Source organism: Pseudomonas sp. 13159349 (assembly GCF_013305685.1).
In the GTDB taxonomy this organism is placed as follows: Bacteria; Pseudomonadota; Gammaproteobacteria; order Pseudomonadales; family Pseudomonadaceae; genus Aquipseudomonas; species Aquipseudomonas asiatica.
This window is the reverse complement of record NZ_CP045553.1, coordinates 3,679,945-3,699,845: the sequence shown is the minus strand read 5'-3', so window position 1 is coordinate 3,699,845 and position 19,901 is coordinate 3,679,945. Positions and strand designations below refer to the sequence as shown.

The 19,901-nt window shown below is 61.8% G+C and carries 24 protein-coding genes; 12 read left to right on the top strand and 12 right to left on the bottom strand.

Annotated features, from left to right (window positions below; translation table 11 throughout):
- Positions 1-47 precede the first annotated feature (47 nt).
- Positions 48-974, bottom strand: a complete 927-nt coding sequence (pbpG, locus tag GEV38_RS17105; protein ID WP_023662495.1) for a D-alanyl-D-alanine endopeptidase — start codon at positions 972-974, stop codon at positions 48-50.
- 329 nt (positions 975-1,303) lie between these two features.
- Between pbpG and GEV38_RS27780 the strand changes: the two genes are divergently transcribed.
- Positions 1,304-1,603 carry a hypothetical protein gene (locus GEV38_RS27780; RefSeq protein WP_015270819.1) on the top strand — a complete coding sequence of 100 codons (300 nt, stop codon included), beginning with the start codon at positions 1,304-1,306 and terminating at the stop codon, positions 1,601-1,603.
- Between the two features lie 97 nt (positions 1,604-1,700).
- On the opposite strand, the gene GEV38_RS17100 is transcribed toward GEV38_RS27780, so the two are convergent.
- Positions 1,701-1,958 carry a hypothetical protein gene (locus tag GEV38_RS17100; protein WP_015270818.1) on the bottom strand — a complete coding sequence of 86 codons (258 nt, stop codon included), beginning with the start codon at positions 1,956-1,958 and terminating at the stop codon, positions 1,701-1,703.
- Positions 1,959-2,169: 211 nt separating this feature from the next.
- Entirely contained in the window at positions 2,170-2,844 is a 675-nt protein-coding gene (locus tag GEV38_RS17095) for a polysaccharide lyase family 7 protein (RefSeq protein ID WP_015270817.1), read from the bottom strand.
- A 237-nt stretch (positions 2,845-3,081) separates the two neighbouring features.
- On the opposite strand from GEV38_RS17095, the gene GEV38_RS17090 reads away from it, so the two are divergent.
- Positions 3,082-3,405 carry a DUF1654 domain-containing protein gene (locus tag GEV38_RS17090; RefSeq protein WP_043935705.1) on the top strand — a complete coding sequence of 108 codons (324 nt, stop codon included), beginning with the start codon at positions 3,082-3,084 and terminating at the stop codon, positions 3,403-3,405.
- Positions 3,406-3,542: 137 nt separating this feature from the next.
- On the opposite strand, the gene GEV38_RS17085 is transcribed toward GEV38_RS17090, so the two are convergent.
- The gene (locus GEV38_RS17085; protein WP_015270816.1) at positions 3,543-4,367 is read right to left on the bottom strand and encodes a S24 family peptidase; all 825 of its coding nucleotides are present in this window, start codon (positions 4,365-4,367) and stop codon (positions 3,543-3,545) included.
- A gap of 162 nt (positions 4,368-4,529) precedes the next feature.
- Here GEV38_RS17085 and GEV38_RS17080 point away from each other — a divergent pair, with 162 nt between their 5' ends.
- Together GEV38_RS17080 and GEV38_RS17075 are read left to right on the top strand one after the other, a co-directional pair.
- Positions 4,530-4,895: a hypothetical protein gene (locus tag GEV38_RS17080; protein ID WP_015270815.1), complete on the top strand. Its 366-nt coding sequence runs from the start codon at positions 4,530-4,532 to the stop codon at positions 4,893-4,895.
- Between the two features lie 64 nt (positions 4,896-4,959).
- Positions 4,960-5,445: a glycoside hydrolase family protein gene (locus GEV38_RS17075; protein ID WP_015270814.1), complete on the top strand. Its 486-nt coding sequence runs from the start codon at positions 4,960-4,962 to the stop codon at positions 5,443-5,445.
- Positions 5,446-5,518: 73 nt separating this feature from the next.
- Here the strand turns inward: GEV38_RS17075 and GEV38_RS17070 are convergent, their stop codons facing one another.
- Both GEV38_RS17070 and GEV38_RS17065 read right to left on the bottom strand, forming a co-directional pair.
- A complete protein-coding gene (locus tag GEV38_RS17070; RefSeq protein ID WP_014590513.1) occupies positions 5,519-5,701 on the bottom strand; it encodes a hypothetical protein in 183 nt (60 codons plus the stop codon).
- A gap of 93 nt (positions 5,702-5,794) precedes the next feature.
- Positions 5,795-6,139 (bottom strand): hypothetical protein, encoded by a 345-nt coding sequence (locus GEV38_RS17065; RefSeq protein ID WP_015270813.1) that lies wholly within the window; start codon positions 6,137-6,139, stop codon positions 5,795-5,797.
- 162 nt (positions 6,140-6,301) lie between these two features.
- On the opposite strand from GEV38_RS17065, the gene GEV38_RS17060 reads away from it, so the two are divergent.
- On the top strand, positions 6,302-7,123 hold the full coding sequence (locus GEV38_RS17060) for a shikimate 5-dehydrogenase (RefSeq protein ID WP_015270812.1): 822 nt from the start codon (positions 6,302-6,304) through the stop codon (positions 7,121-7,123).
- A gap of 126 nt (positions 7,124-7,249) precedes the next feature.
- On the opposite strand, the gene GEV38_RS17055 is transcribed toward GEV38_RS17060, so the two are convergent.
- From GEV38_RS17055 to GEV38_RS17045, 3 genes are all read right to left on the bottom strand, one after another.
- Complete coding sequence (locus tag GEV38_RS17055) at positions 7,250-7,492, bottom strand: hypothetical protein (protein ID WP_013973119.1); 243 nt, start codon at positions 7,490-7,492, stop codon at positions 7,250-7,252.
- A 97-nt stretch (positions 7,493-7,589) separates the two neighbouring features.
- Positions 7,590-8,117: a lactoylglutathione lyase gene (gloA, locus tag GEV38_RS17050; RefSeq protein WP_015270811.1), complete on the bottom strand. Its 528-nt coding sequence runs from the start codon at positions 8,115-8,117 to the stop codon at positions 7,590-7,592.
- 225 nt (positions 8,118-8,342) lie between these two features.
- Positions 8,343-8,702 carry a histone-like nucleoid-structuring protein, MvaT/MvaU family gene (locus tag GEV38_RS17045; protein ID WP_015270810.1) on the bottom strand — a complete coding sequence of 120 codons (360 nt, stop codon included), beginning with the start codon at positions 8,700-8,702 and terminating at the stop codon, positions 8,343-8,345.
- 361 nt (positions 8,703-9,063) lie between these two features.
- On the opposite strand from GEV38_RS17045, the gene GEV38_RS17040 reads away from it, so the two are divergent.
- Entirely contained in the window at positions 9,064-10,353 is a 1,290-nt protein-coding gene (locus GEV38_RS17040; RefSeq protein WP_015270809.1) for an OprD family porin, read from the top strand.
- 67 nt (positions 10,354-10,420) lie between these two features.
- Complete coding sequence (cobF, locus tag GEV38_RS17035) at positions 10,421-11,170, top strand: precorrin-6A synthase (deacetylating) (RefSeq protein ID WP_013973115.1); 750 nt, start codon at positions 10,421-10,423, stop codon at positions 11,168-11,170.
- Positions 11,171-11,247: 77 nt separating this feature from the next.
- Here the strand turns inward: cobF and GEV38_RS17030 are convergent, their stop codons facing one another.
- Entirely contained in the window at positions 11,248-11,598 is a 351-nt protein-coding gene (locus tag GEV38_RS17030; RefSeq protein ID WP_015270807.1) for a response regulator, read from the bottom strand.
- 246 nt (positions 11,599-11,844) lie between these two features.
- Between GEV38_RS17030 and GEV38_RS17025 the strand changes: the two genes are divergently transcribed.
- From GEV38_RS17025 to GEV38_RS17005, 5 genes are read left to right on the top strand one after another with little or no spacing between them, the layout of a single operon-like run.
- Positions 11,845-15,312 (top strand): response regulator, encoded by a 3,468-nt coding sequence (locus GEV38_RS17025; protein ID WP_054572071.1) that lies wholly within the window; start codon positions 11,845-11,847, stop codon positions 15,310-15,312.
- Positions 15,309-16,130 carry a protein-glutamate O-methyltransferase CheR gene (locus GEV38_RS17020; RefSeq protein WP_003259474.1) on the top strand — a complete coding sequence of 274 codons (822 nt, stop codon included), beginning with the start codon at positions 15,309-15,311 and terminating at the stop codon, positions 16,128-16,130. Before GEV38_RS17025 ends, GEV38_RS17020 begins: the two co-directional genes overlap by 4 nt.
- Positions 16,127-16,702: a chemotaxis protein CheB gene (locus GEV38_RS17015; RefSeq protein ID WP_013973112.1), complete on the top strand. Its 576-nt coding sequence runs from the start codon at positions 16,127-16,129 to the stop codon at positions 16,700-16,702. The genes GEV38_RS17020 and GEV38_RS17015 overlap by 4 nt, the downstream gene beginning before the upstream one ends.
- A complete protein-coding gene (locus GEV38_RS17010) occupies positions 16,696-17,922 on the top strand; it encodes a hybrid sensor histidine kinase/response regulator (RefSeq protein WP_015270804.1) in 1,227 nt (408 codons plus the stop codon). Before GEV38_RS17015 ends, GEV38_RS17010 begins: the two co-directional genes overlap by 7 nt.
- A 44-nt stretch (positions 17,923-17,966) precedes the next feature.
- The gene (locus GEV38_RS17005) at positions 17,967-18,344 is read left to right on the top strand and encodes a response regulator (RefSeq protein ID WP_003256176.1); all 378 of its coding nucleotides are present in this window, start codon (positions 17,967-17,969) and stop codon (positions 18,342-18,344) included.
- A 109-nt stretch (positions 18,345-18,453) separates the two neighbouring features.
- On the opposite strand, the gene GEV38_RS17000 is transcribed toward GEV38_RS17005, so the two are convergent.
- Positions 18,454-19,035 (bottom strand): TetR/AcrR family transcriptional regulator, encoded by a 582-nt coding sequence (locus GEV38_RS17000; protein WP_173895905.1) that lies wholly within the window; start codon positions 19,033-19,035, stop codon positions 18,454-18,456.
- Between the two features lie 12 nt (positions 19,036-19,047).
- Positions 19,048-19,896, bottom strand: a complete 849-nt coding sequence (locus tag GEV38_RS16995; RefSeq protein ID WP_054572070.1) for a 3-hydroxybutyryl-CoA dehydrogenase — start codon at positions 19,894-19,896, stop codon at positions 19,048-19,050.
- Positions 19,897-19,901: the final 5 nt, after the last annotated feature.

Here is a 19,901-nt window from a genome sequence, read left to right as displayed (position 1 = left end):
GCGACACAAGGCCGCTCCTACAAGGGCCGGGTAGCATCAGGCGGCGGTCATTCGGCCGCCAGGCGCCCCTTGTTCTGCCGCTCTGCCTTGTACTGCATGGCCACCGCCGGCGCCGGCTTGGCAGCACCGGTTTCCAGCCACTGACGCATGCGGCTGGCATCGGCGAAGTGGGTGTACTTGCCAAAGGCGTCGAGGATCACCATGGCCACCGGGCGGTTGTCCATGCGGGTCAGCAGCACCAGGCAGTGCCCGGCTTCATTGGTGAAGCCGGTCTTGGTCAGCTTGATGTCCCAGTTGCTCTTGTTCACCAGGTGGTCGGTGTTGCGGAAGCCCAGGGTGTAGTTGGGCTTGCGGAAGGCCACGGTCTTCTCGCGGGTGGTCGACAGCTCGCTCAGCATCGGGTACTTGCGCGACGCCATCAGCAGCTTGGCCAGGTCACGGGCCGTGGACACGTTCTGCGTCGACAGGCCCGTTGGCTCGACGTAGCGGGTGTGCGCCATGCCCAGGCTGCGGGCCTTGGCGTTCATCGCCTTGATGAACGCCGGGTAGCCGCCAGGGTAATGGTTGGCCAGGGTGTTGGCCGCACGGTTTTCCGATGACATCAGGGTAATCAGCAAGGTTTCGCGGCGGTCGAGCTGGCTGCCTAGGCGCACACGCGAATACACGCCTTTCATTTCCGGGTTGTTGGCAATGGTCATGGTGAGCATTTCATCCATGGGCTGCTTGGCATCCAGCACTACCATCGCCGTCATCAGTTTGGTCACCGAGGCAATCGGCACCACGCGGTCGGCGTGGCTCGAATACAGCTCCTGGTTGGTGTTCAGGTCTATCAGCAGGGCGCTGCCCGAGGCGAGGTGCAGCTTGGATGGGTCACGTTGAACCTGGGCCGGGGGTTGTGCAGCAGCGGTCGACGGAAGGGTCGCAGTACCTGTGAGCAACAGCAGCAGGCTGAGGATGGACAGGGATGTTTTCACGTTGAGGCTCACTAAAAGTTGGTATGTCGTTGGCTGTGCAAGGGTTTTCCCCCAAAAAACCGCTGCATTCTGGAGTATGGCTGATTTGCTGTCGAATGCCTTATGACTAAAGGGCGCAACGTGAACGAAATTTAATCCTGTACCAATTACGTTTGTCTCCAGTTTCGCCAGTTCGCCATGTCGCAGCAGTGAATTGAGGGGGGAATTCTGGGAGCAAACAGCCAATTGTCGGGTTGGCTTTCAAACCTGTTGGACAGCCTTGATCACCGCTTCGTCTTGGCTATTTTTTGGATTAATGACCATCCACCAAACGGTTGCAGGAGGGCTGTATGCGCGTGCGCGGCGATGTGTACTGGGCCTGGGCTGACCCTACGCTCCACCACCGATCTCACGAGGAAACCCTTGTTGACGGCACTTTTATCGATGTGCGGGTGAGGCTTTCGCGCACCGGCAGCACGCAGGTGTTCATCGGTATCTATGCGCGGTCCGGCATGGCACTCCACGAAGAGGCCTTCGACTCCCGGCCAAATGAGTCTATGGCCCGAGCGCTTGCTTGGGGAGTTGGCCGCGCGCGTCGAGTCGCCGATGAGGTCGCTCCCGCTGCAGACCCTGTCACCGCCTCGAGATAGGGGGCAAAACCTATAAGGAAATGCCCGGCTATATGCTGGGCACTACCAGGAAATGCTGAGAGCTAACCTGGGTTCACAAGAAAATCAAATCAACCCGTCAAGTGTAATAGTGAGGGTAGAGTTGCTTGTCTTGTTCCAGTTTTTCAGCATCAGTCACCCGTTTGCGAACCTCTGCATAAAATTGCTGGCTGTGATTCTGAAACCTTTTATAGTCTTGCGCACTAGCTTTCAGGGCAGCCTTGAGTTCGGATCCGCTTAGGCCTTCAGTATTTTTTTGGGAAATTACATACTTTTGCCAGCTGCTTTCTACTTGCGAGAGACCTTGCGCAAGAGCTTGAGTCTCGATTGTCGCCATGGGTGCATCCTCTTCAAGGCCAAATCTGGCCAGGTGGTATGGATCGCGAGAGCGACGATGTAGATGCATGGTGCCGGGGCCATCGAAAAAGCGCCCGAAGGTGGAGCTTAGCTTGTATGTAGCGCTTGGGGGCGGCTCAACGCCAATCGGCATCCCGATGCAACCTGCGCTGGGATGCAGGGCATCGGGATGTCTTGCCAGTTGCCTGGGCTCAGGCATGGATCAACGATAGGTCGCTGATGATGCAGATCGAGCCGTCATCGGCGGGCGTGGTATCGGTGTAGTCCACCTGGTTGTAGACCCCGCCGTGGAACTCTAATAGCTGTGTAGCCCAGGTGCTGTCGAACTGCAGATCGCCGGACGATCCGGTCATCCCGTTGCACTTGGCTGTAACGGTAACCACGCCTGCCGACGTGGCATGGATGCTCACCTCGAACTTTGCCCCCAGCGGTACCCCCTTGAGCACCGTCGAGTTGATCGGGTCAGTCTGGTTGTAGGTCCGCCGAAAACCCAGGGTGATGTCGCCCTTTTTCCAGAACACCTTCACGGGCGGGCTGTCGTCCCCGTAGACGTGCATCTGCGCGATGACCACCTTCTGCGCCCAGTTGACCTTGGTCAGTGTCATTTCCTGGCGATTCCAGTGATCCAAGGCGCCGCCCAGGGTCCAGTATTCCGGCTCCGACCACTCGCAGCGGGTCCTGCGGGTGCTTTTGCTCGAAGCGCCTTTGGTGGGGGCAGACAACTGGACCGAACCATCGCTGAGCACTTTCACGTAGTTCGGGTACAGGGCAATCGCTTCGCTGCCGGTGAGTTCGACCGCTACGGTGCTGATCGACGATTCGGCCACCGGAACGGCGATGGTGAGGTTGCTGATATCTACGCTCATGGGGGGAACTCCTGAATGGAAATGTCGGTTGGTGCCGCAGCAGCACGGTGGCGGCTGCTGGAGTGAAAATTAGCCTTGCGCTAAATCATCGTCAATAGCTTATGGCTAAAATTATTTCGCCGAGCGACAAATTACCTGTTGGCGAAAATTTTCCGCAGCGGGGCTTTACGCTTGATTTGGCGGTGAGATAAGCTTCCCTTGAATACTGTACGAATATACAGCTATCAGGATAAGAATATGTCTAAGCACTTGAAGTCGACGCCCCATCAGCGCCAGGAAATGACCGGAATGGAGCGGCTGAGCTTGCGCGTGTCAGCAATGATCAACCACCCGCTCGCGCAGACGCAGCGCTGGGTGACGGTGCATCGCCTGGATACCGACGGTGATGCCGAGTGGGAGGAGGTGATGGGCCTGCTGGCCGAGACGCCCGAGTTGGAACTGACCTTCAACGACGACGAGAGCGTGACGGTACGTTGGGAGCGCGGCAGCGTGGAGGAGCGCGACGACTTTATCGTCGAGCAGGACAGCGAGCAGCAGGCCGAGGAGGCGGCACCTTTCTGAACATCGGAAAATGCCCACTTTGCAGGAGCAGCCTTGTGCTGCGAAGAGGCCGGAACAGGCAACAGATATGCATTGTCAGTACTGGCCTCTTCGCAGCACCAGGCTGCTCCTACAGTGCCCTGCCAGATCAATGAGGCTTACACAAGGTGCGCATTCCACACCAGTAGTACCCTGGCCTGGATGTAGGTCTCTTCCCGGCGAATCATGCGGTCCTTGTGTCGCGAGTTGTCGGAAATCATCTCGAAATGCTCTTCGTCGGCAATTTGCAGCCGCTTGATGTAGATGTGGTCGCCCCAGGAGAAGAAGTAGATTCCATCGCCGACGAACTCGCGGATGCTGACGTCCACGATCAGCGGGTCGCGGTGCTTGATGGTCGGCTCCATCGACTGGCCCCAACCGGTCACCATCTTCAGGTGGTGGTGCTCGCTGAACTCCACGCCCAGCTCGCGCAGGTGGCTTGGGCTGACGCGAACATCCTTGAACATCTCGGGGTAGTCGTGGGGGATCTGCCCGCCACCCATGGCTGCGCGGACGTCGTAGTGGGCAATCCACACTTCGTCGCCCACCAGGCCTGGCCGAGCAGGTTCAGCGGCCACCAGTGTCGAATCTGCCGGCTCCTCGGCGGCGGCCAGCAGCCTTTGCCGGGTTTCTTCGGGGATGCCTCTGCCGCTTCTGGCAAGCATCTGCTTGACCAGGTCAGCTGCGGAAAGCTTGCTGTCACCCGCCTCGGCCGGCGCCTGCGTCTGGTCGCCCACTGCCATCGCGTCGAACCACCCCCGCGGCAAGCCTTCGATGCCCTCGATTCGGCGGGCCACGTCATCGCCCAGGTTCTTCGCTGTCTTGTCCGAAAGGATCTGGCTCAGGTGTGCAGGCGCCATCCCCCAGCGCTCCGCGCAGGATCCCTTTCTCTGGTTGCCGATCAGCTTGACCAGGTTGTGCTTGCGAATTTCGTAGATGTCCATGGGGCGAAGCATGCCAGTGTTTAGCTTGCTGCTAAATATGCTCAAGGCTAAATTTCCCTTGTCATGATATTAGCCGTAGGCTAAATTAAATATGCAAGCAAGGAAAGCCACCGAGAAGCTGTTCTCCAGGCTTACGACATCACCATTGGTAATGAGGTTTTCATGGATCCGACTGACCTCGGCCCAGGCACCATCACCTGGCTGGGCGGAACAGGCACCGTGTTGCTGGGTGCATTCCTCTGGCTGCGCAAGTGGCTGTCCAGGGATGCGGCTGACCGTGCCATGGACAACGCTGATATTGGCGTGGTCCGGCGCCTGAACGAGTTGCTCGATATCGAGCGTGATGCCCGAAGGGAAGCGCAGGCCAGGGCCGATCAGTTTGCAAAGGAACGCAATGAACTGGTGATCACTGTAGGGCGCCTGGAAGGCAAGATCGAAGCGCTGACCATTCGGGGCGGCCATCCTCCCCGGCAGGTCACCGTCCAGGGCGAGGGCGTCGCCCGCCTGCGCGGGAAGCAGGGTGAGTGAGGCGGCCCGCAAGACAAATTCTGTTCACGCCCATGCGTATGGGCTTCTTCTGTATGGAGACAACATGGCTCGATTGGATTCTGCCGCTGTCGGCGGTGCGAACGTGCTCGCGTTCCTGGACATGCTGGCCTGGTCCGAAGGTACCTCGACCATCGCTGCCAGCGACGATGGCTACAACGTCCTGGTAGGCGGCCAACTGTTCAATGACTACAGCGGGCACCCGAAGCAGAAGGTGTGGTTGCCCAGCTACGGCATCCACAGTTCTGCGGCTGGGCGGTACCAGATTCTGGCCGGTACCTGGGATGCCATCGTGAGCACCTATGGCTTCAATGGCCGCTTTACCCCTGAGGCCCAGGACCTGGCGGCAATCAAGTTGCTGAGCGAGTGCGGCGCACTGGCACTGATCAAGGCTGGCCGCATTGCCCAGGCGATCGCCAAGGCCGCGCCTATCTGGGCCAGCTTGCCTGGCGCGGGCTACGGTCAGCGTGAGCACCAGTTGGCCGCGTTGTTGGCAATGTTCATAGCCTGCAGTGGGGAGGTGCAGGCGTAACGCCCAGGCAAAAAAAGACCCGCCAGGTAGGCGGGCCAGAAGGGCGTAGGGAGCAACGCACAACAAATACGGGTCAGGCGACCAAAGTGCCTGGTTGCAACTGTTCGACCAGGGCCTGGGCCGAGGCGCGGGTCGGCATCGGGCCGCTTACGGCTTCGCCGTTGCGCACCAGGTACCAGCATGCGAGCAGGCCCTGCTCACGCAGCGAAGCGGGGACGGCACTGCCAACAACGGACATGATCTGGATAGTGGCCATGTGGACCTCCTGTAAACATGGCCCTACCTTACGCAGCAGCCGGTGCGGTTTGAAATTAACTTCCTCGATAGTGGTCATTGGTTCCATCAACATTTACCAGCGCGGCGGGCCGTAATACACCGGTGGCGGGCCGTAGTAGGTGCGGTAGCCCGGGGGCGGTGGTGCTGGCACGTAGTACGGCTGGTAGTACACCGGCGGTGGCGGTGGTTGCATGTACACCGGCGGAGGCCCGTAGTAGACCGGCTGGCGCTCGACGTACACGGTACGGTCACGCCCGCCATAAACCGTCGCCCCGACCACGGCGCCAACCACAGCCGCACCCAGCAGCGGGCCGGGGCCATACCAACCGCCATGGCCATGGCCGCCGTGGGCGACAGCGGGCGCGCTGATGGCCAGGGCACCGACCAGCAGGGCGATTCCGGGAATGTGACGGTTCATGAAGAAACCCTCGCAAGGACACCCCAAGTGTGGGGTCCTATTACTATGACTCCACTCTTCGTCAGCTGAGCACGGGGGAACGGTAAAGGTTGTGTAAGGGACGACCAGCGGTTACCTCTGTTACGCTGAACAAACGTTTCAGTTATGACAAAGGAGCAGGTTATGTCGGCAACTCCAAGCAGAGACACCGTGCTGTGCATCTCCCTGGCCGGCCGCCCCGGCACCTTCGGTGTACGGTTCCACAACCACCTTTACCAGCAGCTGGGCCTGGACTTCTACTACAAGGCCATGCGCACCGATGACCTGCCGGCGGCGGTGGCGGGCATTCGCGCTTTGGGCATCCGCGGTTGCGGGGTATCGATGCCGTACAAGGAGGCCTGCATGGCCCTGGTCGACGAGATCGACCCATCGGCTGCGGCCATCGAGTCGGTCAATACCCTGGTCAATACCAATGGCCACCTGAAGGCCTACAACACCGATTACCTGGCCGTTCGCCAATTGCTGGCGCAGCACAAGGTCGACCCGTCCACGGCGTTTGCCCTGCGCGGCAGTGGCGGCATGGCCAAGGCGGTAGCCAGTGCCTTGCGCGATGCCGGGTTCGCCGAAGGCATCATCGTTGCGCGCAACGAGCAGGCGGGGCGGCAGCTGGCGGATGTGTGTGGTTATCGCTGGGTGGCGGAGCTGGGCGATCTGTGCCCACCCATGCTGGTGAACGTGACGCCGATCGGCATGGCGGGCGGGCCCGAGGCCGAGGAGCTGGCGTTTTCCGAGAACGCCATCGCCGCGGCGGCGCGGGTGTTCGATGTTGTGGCGATGCCGGAGAGCACTCCGTTGATCCGACGGGCGCGGGCGTTGGATAAGCCGGTGATCACCGGGCTGGAGGTGATTGCGCTGCAGGCGCTGGAGCAGTTCGTGCTTTACACCGGGGTGCGACCCACCCTGGCGCAGGTGGAGGCGGCGGTGGCGTACGCCCGGGATATCTGATTACTCCTGTGCCGGCCCTTTCGCGGGCTTGCCCGCTCCCACAGGGACCTCACAGGATCTGAAATCTGTGCAGTACCTGTGGGAGCGGGCAAGCCCGCGAAGAGGCCGGAACAGGCATAAACAAGGTCAAAATACCTTGTGCCCCTCATCCAGCTGCTGGTCGACCAGTGCCCGGCCATGGGCCAGCGATACATGCTGTGCATTCTCGAGGTCGGAGAAGAACTTCATCGGCATCGACATGCGCCTGCTGGTGTGCCCGTCGGGGTCGGTAATCAGGCACCCGGCGGCATAGGGCAGGGGGGAATCGGGGTGGGGCATCACGCTGGCGGTGATGGTGTGCTTGCGATATTCACAGTGAAGAGATTGCATCGTCCTTACCTCGCTGTGGCATGTGAAGCAGTTACCTTCATATACCACAGCAAAGGGCCGGGAGTTCCCGGCCCGACGAGCGAACAGCGATGAATGCTCAGCCTTTGAGTTCGGTCGGCTGGATGACTTCGACCCAGTAACCGTCCGGGTCCTTGACGAAGGCCAGGTGGTTCATGCGCCCGTCCTGCAGGCGTTTCTGGAACGGTACACCCAGTGCCTCGAAGCGTGCGCAGGCGGCGCGTACGTCCGGTACCGAGACGCAGATGTGGCCAAAGCCGCGCGGGTCGGTGTTGCCGTTGTGGTAGGCGAAATTGGCATCGTTTTCGGTGCCGTGGTTGTGGGTCAGTTCCAGCACGCCCGGAATAGACTTCATCCACTGGTGGCGTTCGTTGTCATCGGCCGGGATCTGCGCCGGGTCGACCAGGGCCAGGAAGTACAGGCTGAAGGCAGCTTCGGGGAAGTCGCGCTTGTCCACCAGGCGGAAGCCCAGCACGCGGGTGTAGAAGTCCAGGGACTTCTCGATGTCCTTGACCCGCAGCATGGTGTGGTTGAAGACGAACTGGGCGGTGGCGGCATCCGGTTGGGCGGTGACGCCAGGCAGGGTTTGCAGATCGTGCAGGCTCATGGGAACTCCTGAGACGGGGCCGGGCGCAGGGCACCGGCAAAACAGACAGGCTGGCCATGATACGGCAGTGTGCCGATTGCGCAAATGAAAGCGCCCTGCACAAGGCAGGGCGCTGGAATTAGAGGCCCGCATGTGCGGGCGCGTGATGGGGTCGCTAGTCCTTTAGCTGTCTCGATACTGAGCCAGCCCTTGTGAAAAAAGTGTGAAGTGCGTGTGGACGTTTCATCAGCGTACCCAGCTTTCTACCGTGGCGGCGCCGTATTGTTCTTTCCAGGCCTTGAGCCCACGGTGGTTGCCGCCTTTGGTCTCGATTCGCTCGCCGGTATGCGGATTGGTGTAAACCTTCACCACGCGCGCGCGGCGCTGTTGCTTGGGTGCTGCACTGGAAACCCGGGCCACTGCCTTCGGGTCGAGGATGGCGATGATATCGCGCAGGCTCTTGTCGTAGCTTTTCATCAGGCCGACTAGTTTCTGCTCGAATTCGATTTCGCGTTTGAGGCCGGCATCCTTTTTCAACGCTTCCAGTTGCGCCATCTGTTCCTGGAGCGCTTTTTCGGCAGCACGAAACTCTGCAAGTCTGGACACTGTAATCACTCCTGTACGTCGGTCGTGGCAGGGCGTGACGAACATTGAAGAAGAATAAAAACGCCGGCCACGCGGGTGGGTTCCGCTGTTCGCTGATATCGAGTGTAGTCATTCATGGGTACTGGGTAAACTGCAAACTTTTTGTAAGTAAGCCGGGAACTTTCCTAGTTTTGCGCGCGGTATTGTCCGGTTTTTTCGCGGTTGCCTTGCGGTGCGCTTAGACCATGGTCCAATGGCCCGTGCCAGAGCCTTCGCGCGATAATTTCAGATGATGGCCGGCTATTGTTCGGCCCCCTCGCAGTACCGTGGCCAGCACGTGCCACAGGTTGTTTACTCGCCTTGATTCTGGATGTTTTCTCCCATGTTTGCCCCTTTCCCCCTCGCCCCCGGGCGTCGTGTTGCCGGCTTGTTCCTGTTGTGTGCCGGCGTCAATGCCCAGGCCGCCGGTTTTCTTGAAGACAGCAGTGCAAAGGTCGAAGCACGCAATGTCTATTTCAACCGGGATTTTCGTGACGGCCACAGCAGTTCCAGCCAGGGTGCGTCCAAACGCGAAGAATGGGCACAAGGTTTCATCCTCAATGTGCAGTCGGGTTATACCCAGGGCCCGGTAGGTTTTGGCGTGGATGCGCTGGGCATGTTCGGCTTCAAACTTGACTCCAGCCCGGCGGACAGTAACAGCGGCCTGTTGCCGTCTTCCGGTCACGACCCGCGCCACTCGGCCGACCAGTACGCGAAGATGGGCCTGGCGGCCAAGGTCAAGGTTTCCAGTACCGTGCTTAAATACGGTTCGATGATGCCGGATGTACCGCTGCTCAAGTACAACGATGGCCGCCTGCTGCCGACCATGTTCCATGGCGCCATGCTCACTTCCGAAGAAGTGCGCGACCTGAAGTTCACCCTGGCCCGGCTGGACAAGTACACCGCACGGGATTCCACCGACCGCCAGGACATTCGCGTGCATTGCAAGAACAAGCGCTATGCCTGCGATATCGAGGCTGATCACTTTGACCTGGCTGGTGTCGATTACCGTTTCAACGAACGCTTCAGCGCCCAGTACCAGGTGGCCAAGCTGGAGAACATCTACCGCCAGCACTTCCTCGGCCTGGTGGCCAGCCAGCCATTGGCGGTGGGCAGCCTGTCGGCAGACCTGCGCTTGATCAAGAGTGATGACATCGGCAATGCCCGCGCCGGCGAAATCGACCATCGCGCGTTCAGCGGCATGCTCGGCTACAGCCTGGGTGGCCACAAGCTCAGTGCCGGTTGGCAGCGCATGTATGGCGACAGTGCCATGCCATACCTGGATGGCACCAACCCGTACCTGGTCAACTATGCCCAGGTCAACGACTTCGCCGCCGCCCAGGAGCGTTCCTGGCAGGTGCGTTATGACTATGACTTCAAGGCCCTGGGCGTGCCTGGCCTGACCTTCTTCACCCGTTACATCAACGGTGACAATATCAAGGTGCCGGGCAGTACGGCCGAAGGCAAAGAATGGGAACGCGACACCGAGTTCAAGTACCAGGTGCAAAGTGGCACGTTCAAGGACGTAAGCGTGCGCCTGCGTAATTCCACTTACCGCAGCAATTATGAAAAATGGGCGCGTGACATGGACGAGACACGAGTCATCGTCAGCTACAACTTCTCCATCTTCTGACGGGGCGCTTTGCCAAATACCGGCAGCCACCTGACAATGGCTGCTGGTTCCCGCAAAGGGCAGGGCAATGAAAGACCTGTTGTTGATCGGCATCGGCCCGGGTGACCCGCGCCAGGTCACCTACGAGGCGGTCGATGCACTGCGCCAGGCCAGTGTGTTCTTCGTGCTCGACAAAGGCGGCGACAAGGACGAACTGCTGCGCCTGCGCAAGGCCATCCTGCAACGCTACCGGCCCGAGGGCGGCTACCGCCTGGTGCAGGTGGCCGACCCTGCACGCGATGGCCAGGCCGATGACTACCTGGGCGCGGTGCAGGACTGGCACCGGCAGCGTGCGGCGCTGTATGCCCAACTGATCGAACAGGAGATAGGCATTGGGGAAACCGGCGCCTTTCTGCTGTGGGGCGAGCCGACGCTGTACGACAGCACCCTGCGCATCCTTGGCCTGGTCCGCGAGCGTGGTGTGGCGCTGCGCCTGCAGGTCATTCCGGGCATCAGCAGCGTGCAGGCGTTGGCTGCGCGCCATCAGGTGCCGCTCAACCGCATCGGTGAGCCGTTGACCGTATTGCCAGGGCGGCGCCTGGCCGGGCAGGGGCAGATCGACAATGTGCTGGTGATGCTCGACGGGCAGTGCGCGTTTGCCCGGCTCGATGACCCGGCGTTGATGATCTACTGGGGCGCGTACCTGGGGACTGCGGATGAGGTGCTGATTGCCGGGCCGTTGCAAACGGTGAAGGCACAGATACTGGAGGTGCGTGAGCGGGAGCGGGCGCGCAAGGGGTGGATCATGGATAGCTACCTGTTACGCAGGGAGCTGTAGTCAGCTACAGCCTGTGCCGGCCTCTTCGCGGGCTCGCCCGCTCCCACAGGTATTCCGCGAACCAGGCGACACCGATTTCAAGGGTTACCCAGAATGGCCTGTACCTTGTCGCGCAACTGGTCGATGCTGAACGGCTTGCCGATCAGGTGCATGCCCTCCGGTACATTGACGTTCTCGGCATAACCACTGGCGAACAGCACCGGCAACAGCGGCCGCAGCTCGCGCGCCTTGCCGGCCAGCTCTTCGCCACCCATGTCTGGCAACCCCACGTCGGTCAGCATCAGCGCCAACTCCTGGCCCGGGTCCTCGATAATGCGCAGCGCCGCGCCGGCACTGTCCGCCTCGATGACCGTGTAGCCCAGTTCGTCGAGCACTTCGACCATCAGCATGCGTACGATGTCGTCGTCTTCGACTACCAGAAGGTGCATGGTTCGGATCCTGTGCTAATGAATGTCTTTAATCTGTGCTCCAGATGGCAGCAGAAGTTCCCGAGGATACCGGGCACTGCAATCAGATGGAACGTTTGGCGCACGCTGCCTTCAAATACTGGCTAAATGCCCTGCCAGACCCGGCAAAGCTGGTTAGACTCGCTTAACAGGACGGCGCAGTGGCAGATAATGACAACGACAGATCCGCCACACCTTTCAATGGACTTTTAGCTCGGGCGTTTTCACATGATTCAAGCAGCCTCGATGGACCAGCGAAGCTTCCGCAAGCTGTTGAGCCGCAACGTCGGCCTACCCCTGGGGGTTGGCCTGCTGGGGGCCGTGGCCTTCGTTGCGGTGATCAACTACCTGCTTTCGGCCTTGCAGTGGGTCGAGCACACCGACCGGGTGATCGGCAATGCCAACGAAGCGGTCAAACTGTCGATCGACATGGAAACCGGCATGCGTGGCTTCCTGATCACCGGCGATGAGCGTTTCCTCGACCCCTACGAGGTGGCCAAGCCGCGCATTTTCGGCAGCCTGCAGAGCCTGCGCGGCATGGTCGAGGACAACCCGCAACAGGTCGAACGCATCGACCGGCTGATCGCCCTGCAGCAAGCGTGGAACACCTTCGGCAGCGAGATGATCAACTTGCGCCGCAGCCAGGGTGATTACCGCGCCTTGATCGGCAACGGCCGCGGCAAGCGCCTGACCGACGAGATCCGCAAGGAGTTCGACAACCTCATCGGCAGCGAACAACAATTGCGCATGGCGCGCAACGAGCGGGTCAACAGTGTGACCGTCACGGTCATGTCGTCCTTCGTGCTGTTCATCGTCGGCCTCAGCGCCTTGCTGGCCTACCTCGGGCGGCGCGACCTGCTGGCGCTGTCCGCTACCTATGACGAAAACTTCCAGGCCCAGCAGCGCGCCGCCGAACGCCTGGAGCATCAGGCCTGGCTGCGCAACGGGCAGACGCAACTGTCCGAACAGGTGCTTGGCCAGCTGACCCTGCCCATGCTCGGTGACAACATCCTGCGTTTCTTCGCCAGCTACCTGGGCAGCGTGGTAGGTGCGTTGTACGTGCGTGACGAACATGGCCGCCTGGTGCGTGTTGCCAGCTATGGCCTGGATGCCGAGGAGCAGGCGCGCGAGCAGGTACTGGGTGACCACGAGGGGCTGCTGGCCCAGGCCGTGCGCGAAGCGAGGCTGCTGCGTCTGGACGACTTGCCTGAAGACTATTTCCACCTCAGTTCCGGCCTTGGCAGGGGCCTGCCGCGCAGTGCCATGCTGATGCCCTCGAGCGACGACGGGCAGATCAACGGCGTGCTGGAGCTGGGCTTCCTGCGGCCGTTGCAGGAGCGTGACGAAGAGATGCTGCAGCGGGTCCGTGGCAACGTCGGTATTTCCATCGAAAGCGCCCGTTACCGGCAGCGCCTGCAGGAGGTGCTGGCCGAAACCCAGCAACTGAACGAAGAGCTGCAAGTGCAGCAGGAAGAACTTAAAACCGCCAACGAAGAGCTCGAAGAGCAATCCCGCGTGCTCAAGGAGTCCCAGGCCCACCTGGAAACCCAGCAGGCGGAGCTTGAGCAGACCAACGAGCAGCTGTCGGAGCGCACCGAGGCGCTGGACCGCAAGAACGACGAACTGCTCCAGGCCCAGGACGAGCTGCAGGCGCGCGCCGAGGAACTGCAGCGTTCGAGCAAGTACAAGTCCGAATTCCTCGCCAACATGTCCCACGAGTTGCGCACGCCGCTGAACAGCTCGCTGATCCTGGCCAAGCTGCTGGCGGAAAACGGCGAGGGCAACCTCAGCGACGAGCAGGTCAAGTTCGCCGAATCCATCTATTCGGCCGGCAACGACCTGCTCAACCTGATCAACGACATTCTCGACATCGCCAAGGTGGAAGCAGGCAAGCTCGAAGTGCGCCCCGAAAGCACCCAGTTGGAACGCCTGGTCGAAGGCCTGCGTGGCATGTTCGAGCCGTTGGCCGGGCACAAGGGCCTGGCCTTCGAGGTGACCACCGAGGCGCAGGTGCCGGCCACGCTGTTCACCGACCGCCAGCGCCTGGAGCAGATTCTCAAGAACCTGCTGTCCAACGCCATCAAGTTCACCGAGCGCGGCCAGGTCAGCCTGAACATCGGTTACCAGCCTGGCACCGGCATCGTCTTTGCCGTGCGCGATACCGGCATCGGCATCGCCGCCGACCAGCAGCAGGCGATCTTCGGCGCATTCCACCAGGTGGATGGCACCAGCAACCGCCGTTATGGCGGCACAGGCCTGGGCCTGTCGATTTCCCGCGACCTGGCGCACCTGCTGGGTGGGCAGATCAGCGTCGACAGCAGCCCCGGCCAGGGCAGTGTATTCAGCCTGATCCTGCCGGAGCGCTATGAGCGCGTGGCGCAGGATATCGAGCCGCTCAGCCTGCGCCCTGCGGTCGATAGCCTGCCACCCGCGCAGCAGGCACCAGTGGTGGCAGCACCGAAACGCCCGACACCAGTGTTTGCCGATGACCGTGAGCGCGCGCCGTTCGGCAACCGCTGCATCCTGGTGATCGAAGACGAACCGAACTTCGCCCGCATCCTCTTCGACCTGGCCCACGAGCTGGGTTACAGCTGCCTGGTGGCGCAGGGCGCCGACGAGGGCTTCGAACTGGCCGTGCAGTACATCCCCGATGCCATCCTGCTGGACATGCGCCTGCCCGACCATTCCGGCCTGACCGTGCTGCAACGCCTGAAGGAGCAAGCGAGCACCCGGCACATCCCGGTGCATATCATTTCCGTTGAGGACCGCGTCGAGGCCGCCATGCACATGGGTGCCGTCGGCTACGCGGTCAAGCCCACCAGCCGTGAACAACTCAAGGAAGTTTTCGCCCGGCTGGAGGCCAAGCTGACCCAGAAGCTCAAGCACATCCTGCTGGTGGAAGACGACGACCTGCAGCGCGAGAGCATTGCCCGCCTGATCGGCGACGACGATGTCGAGATCACCGCTGTGGCCTTGGCCCAGGATGCCCTGGCGTTGCTGCGCGAGAATATCTACGACTGCATGATCATCGACCTCAAGCTGCCGGACATGCTCGGCAACGAGTTGCTCAAGCGCATGACCGCCGAAGACATCCGTGCCTTCCCGCCGGTGATCGTGTATACCGGGCGCAACCTTACCCGCGAAGAAGAAGCCGACCTGCTCAAGTATTCGCGCTCGATCATCATCAAGGGCGCCCGCTCGCCGGAGCGCCTGCTCGACGAAGTGACGCTGTTCCTGCACAAGGTCGAGTCGCAGCTGTCCAACGAACGCCAGCGCATGCTCAAGACCGCGCGCAGCCGCGACAAGGTTTTCGAAGGCCGCAAGGTGCTGCTGGTGGACGACGACGTGCGCAACATCTTTGCCCTGACCAGCGCGCTGGAGCACAAGGGCGCGATCGTCGAAATCGGCCGCAACGGCCGCGAGGCCATCGAGCGCCTGGAGCAGCATGACGACATCGACCTGGTGTTGATGGATGTGATGATGCCGGAAATGGACGGCTTCGAGGCTACCCGGCTGATCCGCCAGCAACCACGCTGGCGCAAGCTGCCGATCATTGCCGTGACCGCCAAGGCGATGAAGGATGACCAGCAGCGTTGCCTGCAGGCTGGCGCCAACGATTACCTGGCCAAACCGATCGACCTGGACCGCTTGTTCTCGCTGATCCGTGTGTGGCTGCCACAACTGGAGCGAATTTGACTAGCGAACGTAACACCGATATCGAAATCCGCTTGCTGATCGAGGCCATCTACCTCAAGTACAGCTACGATTTCCGCAACTATTCCGGCGCGTCGATCAAACGCCGGATCCTGCATGCGCTGCGCCAGTTCGACTGCCTGACGGTGTCGGCGCTGCAGGAGCGCGTGCTGCACGACCCTGGCATGTTCATGCAGTTGCTGCAGTACCTGACGATCCCGGTCAGCGAGATGTTCCGCGACCCGGGGCACTACCTGGCGCTGCGCAACGAAGTGGTGCCGCTGCTGCGCACCTGGCCGTCGATCAAGGTGTGGATTGCCGGCTGCAGCACGGGCGAGGAGGTGTATTCAATGGCCATCCTGCTACGCGAGGAGGGCCTGCTGGAGCGCACCATCATCTATGCCACCGACATCAACCCGCATTCGCTGGACAAGGCCAAGCAGGGTATCTACTCGATGCAGAGCATGCGCGAGTACGCCGAAAACTATCGCATCGCCGGTGGCCGACGGGACTTTGCCGAGTACTACACGGCAGCCTACGGTAACGCCATCATGGACAGCACCCTGCGGGACAACGTGACTTTCGCCGACCACAGCCTGGCCACCGACAGCGTGTTTTCCGAAACCCAGCTGGTGTCGTGCCGCAACGTGCTCATCTACTTCAACAAGGAACTGCAGGACCGCGCCCTGGGCCTGTTCCACGAGTCCCTGTGCCACCGCGGCTTCCTGGTGCTGGGCAGCAAGGAATCGGTGGATTTTTCCGCCTACAGCGAGCGCTTCGAACCGCTGGTCAAGCCCGAACGGATCTACCGCAAGTCATGAAAGGCGTACGCGCGATGGTGATCGGCGCCTCGGCCGGCGGCGTTACAGCGCTGTTCAGTGTGCTGGGCGCGTTGCCGGCCGGCTTCGCCATTCCGGTAATTTGCGTGCTGCACCTGCCGGATGACCGCCACAGCCAGCTGGCCGAGGTGCTGCAACGTCGCCTGCGGCGGCCAGTGTGCGAGGCCTGTGACAAACAGCCGCTGCGCCCCGGGCAGATCTACGTGGCCGGGCCAGGTTATCACCTGTCGGTGGAGCGTGACCTGACCCTGTCGCTGAGCCAGGAGCCGCCGGTGCATTTTTCCCGGCCGGCGATCGACTACCTGTTCATGTCGGCGGCCGATGCCTATGGTGCCGGCCTGCTGGGCATGTTGCTCACCGGGGCCAACGAGGATGGCGCAGAAGGCCTTGCCTATATCAAGCGCAACGGGGGCCGGACCGTGGTCCAGGACCCTTGCGACGCACAAGTGGCGTTGATGCCGGAGGCCGCACTGGCCCTGCACCAGCCCGACCATATTCTTTCTCTGAGTGGCATCGAGCGATTGCTCGCCGCCCTGGAACCCAGCGCATGCTAAGCCACACCATCGCCAAACTGCTGATCGTCGACGACCTGCCAGAAAACCTGCTGGCCCTCGACGCCCTGCTCCAGGGCCAAGACCGCGAGGTGCACCAGGCCCAGTCGGCCGAGGCAGCGTTGTCACTGTTGCTCGAGCACGAGTTCGCCCTGGCCATTCTCGACGTGCAGATGCCGGGCATGAACGGTTTCGAGCTGGCCGAGCTGATGCGCGGCACGGAAAAGACCCGCAACATCCCCATCGTGTTCGTCACTGCCGCCGGGCGCGAGATGAACTACGCGTTCAAAGGCTATGAAAGCGGCGCGGTGGACTTTCTGCACAAGCCGCTCGACACCTTGGCGGTGAAGAGCAAGGTGTCGGTGTTCGTCGACCTGTACCGCCAGCGCAAGGTGCTCGACCGCCAATTGCAGGCCCTGGAACGCAGCCGCCAGGAGCAGGAGCTGCTGCTGGCCCAGCTGCAGACGGCGCGGGGTGAACTGGAGCATGCCGTGCGCATGCGCGATGACTTCATGTCGATCGTGTCCCACGAGGTGCGCACCCCGCTCAATGGCCTGATCCTGGAAACCCAGCTGCGCAAGCTGCACCTGGCACGCGGCAACCTTGCCGCCTTCAGCGTCGACAAGCTGCAGGCCATGGTCGAGCGCGACGAGCGGCAGATCAACAGCCTGATCCGCCTGGTCGAAGACATGCTCGATGTATCGCGCATCCGCACCGGCAAACTGTCGCTGCGGCCCAAGGCGTTCGACCTGGGCCTGCTGGTGCGCGGCCTGGTGGAGAACTTTGCCGCCCAGGCCAGCGCACTGGACACCCATATCGAGTTGCAACGCTGCGAGCCGCTGCTGGGCGAGTGGGACGAGTTTCGCATCGAGCAGGTGCTGGCCAACCTGTTGTCCAATGCCTTGCGTTATGGTGAGCGCAAACCGGTACAGGTGCGGGTGTTCGAGCAGGACGGCCAGGCCTGCGTGCAGGTGCAGGACCATGGCATCGGCATCTGCGTGGCCAACCAGCAGCGCATCTTCCAGCAGTTCGAGCGGGTCGCCACCCAGCAGGCCAGTGGTGGGTTGGGCCTGGGGCTGTACATATCGGAGCAGATCGTCCAGGCCCATGGCGGGCGCATATTGGTGGAGAGTGAAGAGGGCAAAGGCGCCACCTTCACCTTGCAATTGCCACTGGCAACCTGCGAACAACAAAACGACCAGGCAAGGGCAACCTCTGCGTGAGCCTGGGGTCTGATGGCCAGTTGTAAGTATTTCAAGGCGTTGACATGAGTGAAGATGCACAAGATGTAGTACTGGTGGTCGAGGACGAACCGGCGATTCGCATGATCCTGCGTGATTACCTGGCAGGCGAGGGCTACCACGTGCTGGTGGCCGAGGATGGCGAGCAGGCGTTCGCGATCCTGGCGAGCAAGCCGCACCTCGACCTGATGGTGACGGACTTCCGCTTGCCAGGCGGGATTTCCGGGGTGGACATTGCCGAGCCGGCGGTGAAGTTGCGGCCGGACCTGAAGGTGATCTTCATCAGCGGCTACCCGGCGGAGATTCTCGAGTCCGGCAGCCCGATCACCCGCAAGGCACCGATCCTGGCCAAGCCGTTCGACCTGGATACCTTGCACGAGCAGATCCAGTCGCTCCTGCGCTGACTGTGTTTGCCTCTTCGCGGGCGCGCCCGCTCCCACAGGTTCTGTGCAAACCTTGAAGCCTGCGGGTTTCCTGTGGGAGCGGGCAAGCCCGCGAAGAGGCCGCAACAGGCTAGCGCAGTGTCCGCTCCAGCCCACCCACCAGCATGCTTTCCATCAACCCCAGCCCCTGTTCTTCGGGCAAGGCCTTCAACAGCCCCGGCAACTGGTTCAGCAGTGTCGCCACCACATGCGCCGTGGCCACAAGGGCCTCCCCCTGCAACTTCGCCTGCGGTGCGATCAACCTCAGCAACCCCGCCTCATAGCGCTTGCGCAACAAGGCCAGGCGCGCCTGCTGGTCGTCGCTCAGGCAACAGAAGTCATGCTCCGCCAGGCGAAACTGCATGGGCCGCTCGGCATGCAGCTGCCAGTGCGCGGCAATCAGGCAGCTCAGCGCCGACGCCCCGCGAGCCATTGCCCGGCGCCCCTGGTCCAGGGTGGCCTGCAATTCCTCGTACAACTCCTCGATCAGGTCGTACAGCAGGTCCTGCTTGCTGGGGAAGTGGTGATATAGCGAGCCTGCGGTAAGCCCCACATGGGCCGCCAGCTCGCGCATGCTGACCTGGCCGAAGCCCTTTTCGGCAAACAGCGCCATGGCCCGGTCACGTCGCTCTTCAAAGTTGGCACAGCGCATCGCGGCATTGACCGGGGGCATGGCGTTCGCTCCTCAGTAGGTGAAGAAACCGCGGCCGCTCTTGCGCCCCAGCCAACCGGCCGCGACCATTTCCTTGAGCAACGGGGCAGGGCGGTACTTGCTGTCATTGAAGCCTTCATGGAAGGCCTCCATGATTGCCAGCAGGGTGTCCAGGCCGATCAGGTCGGCCAGGGCCAGCGGGCCGATCGGTTGGTTGCAGCCCAGGCGCATGCCGGTGTCGATGTCCTCGGCACTGGCCAGGCCTTCCTGGCGCACGAAGATCGCTTCGTTGATCATCGGCACCAGGATGCGGTTGACCACGAACCCTGGGCGGTTGCCGGCGGTGATCGGGGTCTTGCCGACCTTTTCGGTCACCACCAGCGCCTGGGCGTAGGTGCTGTCGCTGGTCTGCAGGCCGCGAATGATCTCGACCAGCGCCATCATCGGCACCGGGTTGAAGAAATGCACGCCGATGAAGCGTTCGGGGTGCTCGATGCCGGCCGCCAGCTGGGTGACCGACAGCGACGAGGTGTTGGTGGCGATCAGGCAGTCGGCGGCGACGTTGGCGGCCACCTGCTGCAGGATGCGCTGCTTGAGCTGCAGGTTCTCGGTGGCGGCTTCGATCACCATTTGCGCGCTGCTGAGCTGGGTGTAGTCGGTGCTGGTGCGAATGCGGGTGCGGGCAGCTGCCGCCTTGTCGGCGTCGAAGGTACCCTTGGCGACCTGGCGCTCGAGGTTCTTGCTCAAGGTGGCCACGCCGCGCTCCAGCGCAGCGTCGGAAACGTCCACCAGCAGCACCTGGTAGCCGGCCACCGCGCACACCTGGGCAATGCCGTTGCCCATGGTGCCTGCGCCGATCACGGCAATCTGTTCAATGCTCATGTGTC